Raw genomic sequence first — 10,474 nt, 5'->3', positions numbered from 1 at the left:
ATGAGAAAGCCCATATAAATGGGTAATGTACAAGTTGCTGTAGAAGCATGTTTAATTCGTCTGATCACAGATACTTTATAAAGTATTTTAATACTTTTTTGAATCAGTCAATGCGTAAGTCCTATATTATTAAATTGCTCTCTAGATATATACAAAATATCTGATGGGAAAACACCGGATTTCAATTCTGAAATTTCTTTCCCTCTAAAAAATGGAATTCCTTCTGCGACATAATCAGATAGATGTACACGCTTGCTTGATGTTAATAAGGCAATATCTGAGAGCTTTTTCTCCTCCCACTCCCCAAACTCACCCCCATCATCCGCTTTAAAACGTATCTGCTGGCTAAACAGCTTTTGCATCATGCCCTGTTTATATTGGCTCAGTAGTTCATGTTTTTGCTTTAGTTGGCCAATCTTTTCATCTACAGCAGAAATAAAAGAAGCGATTTTGGTTTGTTCTTCTTTGGATGGAAAACCTAACTTGATTTCTTTTACATCATTTAATGACAGATTGGGAGGATCAGTACCAGCAATAGAGTTTTCCAATTCTTCAACAGTCTTCGATTTTTGTAATAACGAATAAATAAAATCTAAATTGTTACTTCTGCTCGAAATTTTAGCAACTCGCTGATTAAGCAAAGCACCATCATAAAAATTCCCAATCTTAGCTATTTTTAATTTCTTATTTAATATTGGACGAGTCAACGCAATTACATAATCATCTTTATTTACAACAAATTGTGAGTATTTATCTAAATATTCTAAAGGTAAATATGAAGGGTTATTTGGCGTCATTTCCTGTATGCCAACATCAGCAATTTTCAACCACTTAGCACCACTATCAGTAGAAGCACTGCTTGGAAAAGCATATCCAGAAATTAAACTAAAACTATCACTAAGGTTTTGTAGCGTCCAATCCCCATCAAATTCTTTAAATCGTAACTTTGGCGAAGCCATTACTTCACCTCCGCAAAAGGTGAATCAATGCCGAGTTCTGCACAAAACTTAGAAATTTCTGCATCAGTTTTTAGACTTTCAACCTCTAAGGCTTGAAGCTGTTTCGCTATTGCATCTAAATCAATTTCAGCTTCGGCTTCAAAAGTATCCACATAACGCGGAATATTCAAATTGTAATCATTGTCAGCAACTTCTTGCAGACTCGCTACGTATGCATATTTTTCAATATTTTGACGGTTTTCAAATGCACCAACGATATTATCTAAATGCTCTGGCAAAAGCTTGTTTTGATTCTTTTGCTTATCGAACTCGTTGCTCGCATCAATAAATAAAATATTGTCGCTATGCTCACGGTTTTTCTTCAACACCAACACACAGGTTGGAATAGTCGTGCCATAGAAAATATTGGCAGGCAAACCAATAATCGTATCAATCACATTTAACTTTTCAATTAGATGCTTACGAATATGCCCTTCACTCGAACCACGGAACAAAACTCCATGCGGCAGTACAATCGCCAAAGTCCCATTTTCATCTAACTGATAAAGCATGTGCTGTAAAAACGCCATATCTGCCTTAGAACTTGGAGCTAATTTGCCAAAATCACGGAAACGTGGATCGCTTAAGTATGACTCACTCGCAGACCACTTTGCTGAAAATGGTGGATTCGCTACAATCGCATCAAATTTTAGCTCCATATGCTGTGGACGTTTTAAAGTATCTTCCTGCTTAATTTCAAACTTTGAATAATGCACATCATGCAAAATCATGTTCATGCGCGCCAAGTTATATGTCGTACGATTCATTTCTTGACCATAAATCGCATCCACATCGCCGACTTCACGCTTTACACGTAGCAATAAAGATCCTGAACCACAAGTCGGGTCATATACACTACGTAGACGTTCTTTACCTAAGGTGACAAGTTTTGCAAGCAAAGTCGAAACCATTTGCGGTGTATAAAACTCACCTGCTTTTTTACCAGCACCTGAAGCAAATTCACCAATGAGAAACTCATAAGCATCGCCTAAAATATCAGACTCAGTATTCGATAGATCAAAATTAATATCGTCCAAATGTACGATCACACGGCTAATCAGCTCATTGCGGTCATCAGGCGTATTTCCTAACTTGGTCGAACTTAAATCCATGTCTTCAAACAAATGCGAAAAATCATCTGCCGCATCTGTACGCAGCGTACTTTGCTCAATTGCCTTAAGGGTTTTAATTACATCATCCAAAATGTATTTTTTTGCTCGAGCCAATGTTGCCATACTATGGAACAATTCTTGTGGCGCTAAGAAATAGCCCATACTGGCAAGACATTCTTCACGAACAGCACTCAAATATGCTTGATTAATTTCAGTATCTTCAACCAATTCTGCAAACTTAATTTGATCAGGTGATAAAATTTCGTTGGCATTATTTTGAATTTTTTCAGACAAATATTTGTAGAAGATCAAGCCCAAAATGTAATCACGGAATTCATCTGCCCCCATTTTACCACGCAAAGTATTGGCAATATTCCAGAGTTGTTTTTGCAGTTCTTGAAGCTGGACTTGAGTCATTGTTGTACCAAAAAATGTTTTTAATTAATCATAAAAAAAGCCGAACCCGAAGGTTCGACTTTTTTGAATTTTGGTGGAGATGGCGGGAGTTGAACCCGCGTCCGCCAGCACTACGCTCGAGAATACTACATGCTTAGATATCGTCTATTGATTTAGCTCTTTGTGACCCGACGAACAGGGTACAAATCGCGATCCTTTAAGATTTAGTATAAGACCCCAAGGCTTGATCTTATACGGACTTGTGTGCGTTCGCTTCAGTCGGGACCCCTAACCACAAGTATTCAGGGATGCGGACAAGCTGCCCTTAGGCAGCTAGAGCGTAAGTTTCGTCGTTTGCGACTAAAATATGCAAATTTGATTTACGAGAGAAAATGCGCTCTCGACATGCATCTATGAGTTTCATCACCAGCGTCGAAGCCAGAAACATCCCCAAAGTAGCGTCATCATAGCATAACTGCAAAAAATTGCGATGCAATTTCGAAACAATTACACATTGATCTGCGCTTAATTACATAATTGCGTTAATATTTTATTTTTCAAGACCGCAAAAGAAAAATATATGAGCTATTTATTGGCACTCGATCAAGGAACGACTTCAAGTCGTGCGATCATTTTTAACGAACATGGACAAGTTCAAGCTACAGCTCAACGGGAAACCCATATTCAAACTCCTCATTCGGGCTGGGTGGAGCAAGATGCTCAAGAAATTTGGAGTACCCAAATTGCCGTCGTACAACAAGCGCTCGCCTCTGCTCGCATCCTCGCAAAAGATATTAAAGCCATTGGACTGACCAATCAGCGTGAAACCACTGTGGTTTGGGATAAACGCACAGGTCAACCGCTTGCTCCTGCAATTGTTTGGCAAGACCGCCGTGCAACCGAGTGGTGTGGGCAACTAACTCAACAAAACCTCAATGACCTCATTCACAAAAAGACCGGTTTACGTATCGACCCCTATTTTAGTGCTGGGAAATTGGTCTGGTTATTAGAACACACCCAAGGTCTACGTGAACTCGCAGAGCAAGGTCATGTGGCTTTCGGCACGATTGACAGTTGGTTGGTGTGGAACCTGACACAAGGTGCAGAGCATGTGATTGAAGCAAGCAATGCCTCACGAACCATGCTAATGAACTTGCAGCAACAAGCTTGGGATGAAGAACTCTTAGAATTATTTGATATTCCCCTTTCGGTCCTTCCTAAAATCATCAGTTCAGATGAATATATTGCAGATACCGCTACAGGTTTACTTGGCGCAAACATTCCCATTACCGGCATTTTAGGTGATCAACAATCTGCGCTATTTGGTCAATCTTGTTTTGAAGCCGGTACAGCCAAAAATACCTACGGTACAGGCTGTTTCATGTTGTTTAATACCGGCACTGAAGTTCAATATAGTCAAAATAAACTACTCTCGACATTGGCGTGGAAAGCACAAAACCAAACCCATTATGCACTCGAAGGCAGTGTCTTTATGGCGGGTGCCATTGTGCAATGGCTAAGAGACGGTTTAGGGATTATTCAAAAAAGCAGTGATGTTGAAAAACTCGCGTGCCAAGTGGAGCATACCGATGGCGTGGTTTTGGTTCCTGCCTTTACTGGGCTAGGCGCTCCGCATTGGGATAGTGATGCCCGTGCCCTCCTCTGTGGAATGTCACGTGGTACCAATAAATCCCACATAGCTCGTGCCGCCTTAGAGGCCATTGCCTTTCAAGTGTCGGATGTATTGACCGCCATGCAGTCAGACCTGTCTAGTCCACTTAAAGAACTCCGGGTCGATGGCGGTGCCAGTAGCAATGATATGCTGATGCAATTTCAGGCCGATATCTTAAATGTGCCTGTACTGCGTCCTAAACTTTTAGAATCAACTGCATGGGGTGCTGCCGCGATGGCTGGACTCAAAGCGGGTGTGTTTTCAAATCTTGATGAAATTGCCGCTTCATGGCAATTAGAACGTGCTTTTGAACCAAAAATGAATGCTGATCAACGTGAATTTCATTTGGCTCAGTGGCAGTCTGCACTTAAACGGGCGCGCTCGGACCTTTAATTTTTTCCAATCAACGCCGTACGCAAAAAAACCGCTCGAATGAGCGGTTTTTTATACTTGATGATATTTAGTGTGCATGACCGCCACCCACACCTGCTTTAGGTCGCGGACAGAGCCAAATGATCAGTGCAGCGAATATAAAGACACCCGCCAAGACTAAAAACACATGATTGGCTGAAAGCGTTAAGGCTTCTTTATCCACTAAACTGGAGATATATCCCAAAGCAGCTTCTGAACTCATTCCATGATTCACCAAGGTATTTTGTACCTCAGTAACATGTAAATTACTGACCATTTCACTGCGTGCGACTTTGGTGTGATCATCCCAAATGGTTACTGCAATCGACGCTCCAATCGCCCCAGCCATGGTTCTTAAGAAGTTCATCAAACCTGCTGCAGATGCCATGTCTTGTGGCAGTACAGATGCTAAGGCCATATTTGACAAAGGAATAAAGAAAAATGGCACGGCAAAACCTTGTAATATTTGCGGTAAAGCCAAAGCCATAAAGTCTGCATCCGTGGTCCAAAAGGCGCGCATAAGGGTGACTCCGCCCAAGATACTTAAACCAAAACTCGCCAAAGCACGTTGATCGTATTTGGTTGCAAACTTTGCAACAATTGGCGACATGGTCAAACTACCGACGCCCATAGTTGCAGTAAGATAACCGGCCCACGTTGCGGTATAGCCCAAGTTAATTTGTAACCACTGCGGAATCAGGACAATACTGCCAAAGAAGGCACCAAAACCAAAGGCCAAAGCCAAGACCGAAATGGTAAAGCTTCGGTACTTAAACAGCAGTATATTCACCACAGGATGCCGCTCAGTCAGCTCCCAAATCGTAAAAACGATCAACCCGACAAATGCCGTCAGTGCCAGTACCACGATAAATGGATGATTAAACCAATCTCGTTCATGACCCAAGTCCAACATCAATTGCAAGGCACCGATCCACAACACCAACAGCAGTAAACCACCGCGGTCAATTTTCAATTTCTGTGTTGGAGTTTCAGCCGTTTTCAGTAAGCGCATCGCTGCGATTGCACAACCTATTCCGACAGGAATATTGATAAAGAAAATCCAATGCCAAGATAAATTATCACTGATCGTACCACCCAAAATTGGACCTAAAATGGGGCCAACTACAGTGGTCATTGCCCACATGCCCATGGCTTGGGATTGCTTTTCAGGAGGGAAAATACGCATTAACAACGTTTGGCTCAGTGGCATAATCGGGCCACCAAACAAACCTTGCCCAATTCGGCAAAACACCAACATTTCCAAACTGGTCGATAAACCACACAGTATCGAAAATACAGTAAAGCCAAACAGGCTGATCACAAAAACCCGTACAGAACCAAAGCGCCCAGCGAGCCAACCAGTTAATGGCACACAAATCGCTTCTGCCACGGCATAGGAAGTAATGACCCATGTCCCTTGGGATGCCGATACTGCAAGGCTACCAGTAATATGCGGCACAGATACATTGGCAATGGTCATGTCGAGCACAACCATAAAGTTCGCCAATGCCAAGACCAAGGCAGCGAGAATCAGACGACCACCTTTCAGGTCAGTCATTTGTATTTGCTGATTCATAGGCAATTACTTCGATTTCAGATCAATCGTCGCTTCCATAGACAGCCCCACACGGAGTGGATGTTCTGCCAACTCTTTTGGATCCAAACGAATCCTCACAGGTAAACGCTGTACTACTTTAATCCAGTTGCCCGTGGCATTTTGTGCTGGAATCAAGGCAAATGCTGAGCCTGTGCCACCAGAAAAACCGGTCACTGTACCATTAAATTTAACTTTGTCACCATACAGATCAGACGTCAGTTCAACTTTTTGCCCCGCTTGCACCCCTGCCAATTGACTTTCTTTAAAGTTGGCATCGACATATAACTGAGAAACTGGCACCACCATCATTAATGACGTTCCCGGTGCAATGCGTTGCCCAACTTGAATATTACGACGTGTCACCACACCATCAAAGGGTGCTTTGATTTGTGTACGTTCTAAGTCCAACTGAGCTTGTTGTAGACGTGCTTGTGCAATTAAAACATCTGGGGTTGAGTTTTCATTGCTGTCTTGAATTAATGCATCATTCGCCGCTTTATTACTTTGTGCCGCTTTTTGACTAGATTTGGCTTGAGCAAGTCCTGCTTGGGCCACATCAAAACTGGCTTTAGCGGTATTCACAGCACTTTGCGCTGTGCTTAATTCTTCTTTAGAAATCGCACCCGTAGCAGCCAATTGTTGACGGCGTTGTAATTCATCTTGTGCTTTATTCAGATCGGCTTGTGCTTTGGCCACTTGTGCGCTTGCACTATGAATTGCATCATCACTGACAAAGATTTGTGAGTTTAAAGAACTACTATTCGCCGCAGTTTGTTTGTATTGGCGTTTTGCTTTAAGTAATTCAGCCTGTGCCTGAGCTAAGGCAATTTCAGCATCACGAGCATCAATGCGAACAAGCACATCGCCTTTTTTCACTTGCTGCGTATCACTCACCAAAACCTCTGCCACTTGCCCCGTGACCATCGAGGTAATCGACGCTGTTTCTGCACCGACATAGGCATTATCGGTACTGACGGAATGATTTAGAAATATTGACCAAATCAAATACATCACCAAAGCAATCACGATCAATACAGCCAATATACCAAGGCCTTTTTTTCTGCGTGCTTTTAATTCCTGATCGGTGGGCTGCTCTGTAGATGGGGTTTCTGGCAGGTTACTAACGGTATCTGTCATAGATTTGTCCTAAATCTAGCAGACTTGGTCATGGCATCATGAGCTTTGCAAAGCATGTCAACTTTGCTGTCAGATAATGGTGTCGTGAGAAAGTCTATCTTCTTCAATTTTCCGGCATTTTAAAGCTAAAAAATCATATCCTGAGAATAGAAAATGTAACTCGTCAGTCTTTTTTTCGTCGGCAACAGGATAAAATCATGCCCTGCTGCCAATGCTGGACTTTATTTTTTCATCATTTTGAATGTGTTAACTTAAAAATGGCTTAATAAGCATACGATGCAATCGCTGTTGCAATCGCTTTACCTTCATCATTGACCATGGTCATACGCATGGTGCAGCCCTTACGACCTAAACGTAAGGTTTCAGCTCGTGCAACGAAATACTGTCCACGTCCTGGCGCTAAATAATCCACACGCATATCGACGGTCGCTAAGCGAGATACCTTTTTACTCGTTTCTACTAGATCTTCAGCTGTGGCCTTTTTATACAATTCTGCCATTGCAGAGATACCACCGATACTGTCGAGTAAAGTTGCCGCAACACCACCATGTAAAATTTGGAATGCGACATTTCCTATTAGATTACTGGCCATGTCCACACGTGCTTCGATCTGACCATCGATCACCGTCATTTTCATTGCATTGTGTACAAAAAATGGGGAGCTGTTAAATGCTTGAGCAATGTTATTTAATAAAGTATCGATTTCAATCTTCGAGTTTAGGTCAATATTACCGGTCCAACTCTTATTTACATCTGTCATAGCCTACTCGAATCGCTGTCATTGAATAAAAAAATAATACGGGGTGCGCCAAACCCTCATTATGCGTCTACAATAGTCAAAGTTTAATACTGATCAATGAGATTGTTATGACCTATACGTTCAATCGTCCAGCTTTTCCAGCTACCCGCATGCGTCGCATTCGTAAAAATGACCAGCTTCGTGCCATGGTGCGTGAAACTCAACTGACGACTGATCATCTCATTTATCCAGTATTTGTGTTGCCAGGCCAGCAACAAACTCAAGACATTCCAAGCATGCCAAACGTACAGCGTCTATCTGCTGACTTGTTACTAAGAAAGGCAGAACGTTTACTCGAATTGGGTGTTTCAAAATTAGCTTTGTTCCCAGTTACACCACAGGAAGATAAAAGCTTAACGGCTGAAGCAGCTTGGCATGAAGATGGCTTAGTCCAAAGCACCATCCGCTTATTAAAAAAAGAACTACCAGAAATGGTTCTCATCACTGATGGTGCTCTCGACCCATACACCACACATGGTCAAGACGGTATCATTGATGATACCGGCTATGTACTGAATGATGAAACCGTTGAATGCTTAATTAAACAAGCGCTCAGCCATGCCGAAGCGGGTGCAGATGTGGTTGCACCAAGTGACATGATGGATGGTCGTATCGGTGCAATTCGCCAAGCCCTTGAAGCCAATGGCCATATCTATACCAACATCATGGCTTATTCTGCAAAATATGCGTCTAGCTTTTACGGGCCATTCCGTGATGCGGTAGGTTCTTCAAGCAACCTCAAAGGTGGCAATAAATATAACTATCAAATGGACATCGGTAACCGTGCAGAAGCTTTACATGAAATCGCACTGGATATCCAAGAAGGCGCCGACATGGTGATTGTAAAACCGGGTATGCCGTATTTAGATATCGTCCGTGAAGTCAAAGATAATTTCGGTGTTCCAACCTTTGTCTATCAAGTGAGTGGCGAATACGCCATGTTGGCAGGTGCCATTCAAAATGGTTGGCTGTCTGAAAACGTGATTATCGAATCGCTTATGAGCTGCCGCCGTGCAGGTGCAGATGGGATCTGGACTTACTTTGCTGAAGATGCAGCACTCATGTTGAAAGACATGAAATAACCTGCAAAGCCTTCCTGAAATGGTAACGTTCAGGAAGGCTTTTTTATATCTGTAAAATTTAAAAAACAGTCTTGGAAGAAAAACTTCGGCGTTGCTGAAGTTAAGATCAAACTCATACATTCATCGGTTAAAAGAACATGAATATTGCCATTATTGGGGCGGGTATTAGTGGTTTACTCAGCGCATTGGAACTCGTTGAACGCGGTTGTACGGTGACGATTTTCGACCAACAACGCACAGGTTCTGCCGCATCTTGGGCTGGTGGTGGCATCCTCTCCCCGATGTATCCTTGGCGATATCCCAATGAAGTCAATGCGCTCGCACGTTATGGCAAGCAGAGCTACCAAAAATGGAATGAAAAATTAAAACCGATCACTGGGATTGATTTTGAAATTCATGAAACTGGCATGCTGATTTTTGATGAAGATGATTTTGAAATCGGCTTAGATTATGCCCGTTTGCACCAAGACCCAATGCAACACGCTGATTATTTACAATCCGAGCAAATTGAGCAGATTAATCCTCACATTTCAGCACGCTTTGCACATGGCATTTATTTTTCGCAATTAGCCAACATCCGTAATCCGCGACTTTTGCAGTCTTTAACGACTTATTTACAGCAGCATCCTAAAGTTCAGATTTATGAACATTGCCCGATCCACCAATTAAACCGTTCGGATAATCGTATCCAGTCCATCACCACCGCAGATGGTACGCAACATACAGCAGATCAATTCGTTATTGCCACGGGCGCTTGGTCAGCCGAGTGGAGTGAACAACTGGACATTGAGATACCCGTACAACCTGTGCAGGGACAAATGCTTCTTTTTAAAACCCCGCAGAACTGGTTGCCGACCATGTGCATGAATAAAGTCATGTACTTGATTCCACGCCAAGATGGTCATGTGGTTTGCGGCTCAAGTATGCGCCAATGTGGTTTTGATACTCAGACCACAGATGCAACCTTACAGCATATTCAAGAATCGTGCTTTGACATGGTGCCAGAGCTTGCCAACTTTCCGATTGTGAAATCTTGGGCTGGCCTGCGTCCATCTTCCCCTGAAGGGATTCCGTATATTGGGCAGATGCCAAATTACGACAATCTATGGGCAAATTTTGGGCATTTTAGAAATGGTTTATGCATGGGACCAGCTTCAGCTCAGTTATTGGCTGAACTGATGACTGGGGAAACGCCTTCATTCAATGCAGACCACTATAGTCCGAGTCGCCTGTTTCAAGATGCATTGTTAAGCGTCGAATAATGGTCAAT

At 42.6% G+C, this 10,474-nt stretch carries 7 protein-coding genes, 1 other RNA gene and 1 pseudogene; 3 read left to right on the top strand and 6 right to left on the bottom strand.

Annotated elements, in window-relative coordinates; genetic code table 11:
• Positions 1-272 precede the first annotated feature (272 nt).
• The 3 genes and pseudogenes from FTT98_RS09785 to ssrA all read right to left on the bottom strand — a co-directional run.
• Positions 273-959, bottom strand: a pseudogene (locus FTT98_RS09785) (restriction endonuclease subunit S); the annotation flags it as partial.
• On the bottom strand, positions 959-2,527 hold the full coding sequence (locus tag FTT98_RS09780; RefSeq protein WP_180177329.1) for a type I restriction-modification system subunit M: 1,569 nt from the start codon (positions 2,525-2,527) through the stop codon (positions 959-961). The pseudogene FTT98_RS09785 and the gene FTT98_RS09780, both read right to left, overlap by 1 nt.
• 71 nt (positions 2,528-2,598) lie before the next feature.
• Positions 2,599-2,958: a transfer-messenger RNA gene (ssrA, locus tag FTT98_RS09775) on the bottom strand.
• A 128-nt stretch (positions 2,959-3,086) separates the two neighbouring features.
• Between ssrA and glpK the strand changes: the two genes are divergently transcribed.
• Positions 3,087-4,571 (top strand): glycerol kinase GlpK, encoded by a 1,485-nt coding sequence (gene glpK / locus FTT98_RS09770; RefSeq protein WP_180022282.1) that lies wholly within the window; start codon positions 3,087-3,089, stop codon positions 4,569-4,571.
• 67 nt (positions 4,572-4,638) lie between these two features.
• On the opposite strand, the gene FTT98_RS09765 is transcribed toward glpK, so the two are convergent.
• From FTT98_RS09765 to FTT98_RS09755, 3 genes are all read right to left on the bottom strand, one after another.
• Positions 4,639-6,165, bottom strand: coding sequence for a DHA2 family efflux MFS transporter permease subunit (locus FTT98_RS09765; RefSeq protein ID WP_180177328.1), 1,527 nt, complete (start codon positions 6,163-6,165; stop codon positions 4,639-4,641).
• A 6-nt stretch (positions 6,166-6,171) separates the two neighbouring features.
• On the bottom strand, positions 6,172-7,323 hold the full coding sequence (locus FTT98_RS09760) for an efflux RND transporter periplasmic adaptor subunit (protein ID WP_180177327.1): 1,152 nt from the start codon (positions 7,321-7,323) through the stop codon (positions 6,172-6,174).
• A 262-nt stretch (positions 7,324-7,585) separates the two neighbouring features.
• Complete coding sequence (locus tag FTT98_RS09755) at positions 7,586-8,083, bottom strand: thioesterase family protein (RefSeq protein ID WP_180026566.1); 498 nt, start codon at positions 8,081-8,083, stop codon at positions 7,586-7,588.
• Between the two features lie 107 nt (positions 8,084-8,190).
• On the opposite strand from FTT98_RS09755, the gene hemB reads away from it, so the two are divergent.
• Both hemB and thiO read left to right on the top strand, forming a co-directional pair.
• Positions 8,191-9,204 (top strand): porphobilinogen synthase, encoded by a 1,014-nt coding sequence (gene hemB, locus FTT98_RS09750; RefSeq protein WP_111885258.1) that lies wholly within the window; start codon positions 8,191-8,193, stop codon positions 9,202-9,204.
• A gap of 137 nt (positions 9,205-9,341) precedes the next feature.
• A complete protein-coding gene (gene thiO, locus FTT98_RS09745; RefSeq protein WP_180177326.1) occupies positions 9,342-10,466 on the top strand; it encodes a glycine oxidase ThiO in 1,125 nt (374 codons plus the stop codon).
• Positions 10,467-10,474: the final 8 nt, after the last annotated feature.

The organism is Acinetobacter sp. YH12039 (assembly GCF_013420015.1).
Lineage (GTDB): Bacteria > Pseudomonadota > Gammaproteobacteria > Pseudomonadales > Moraxellaceae > Acinetobacter > Acinetobacter amyesii.
The sequence above is the reverse complement of the archived record's forward strand: the minus strand, read 5'-3'. Positions and strand labels throughout refer to the sequence as shown.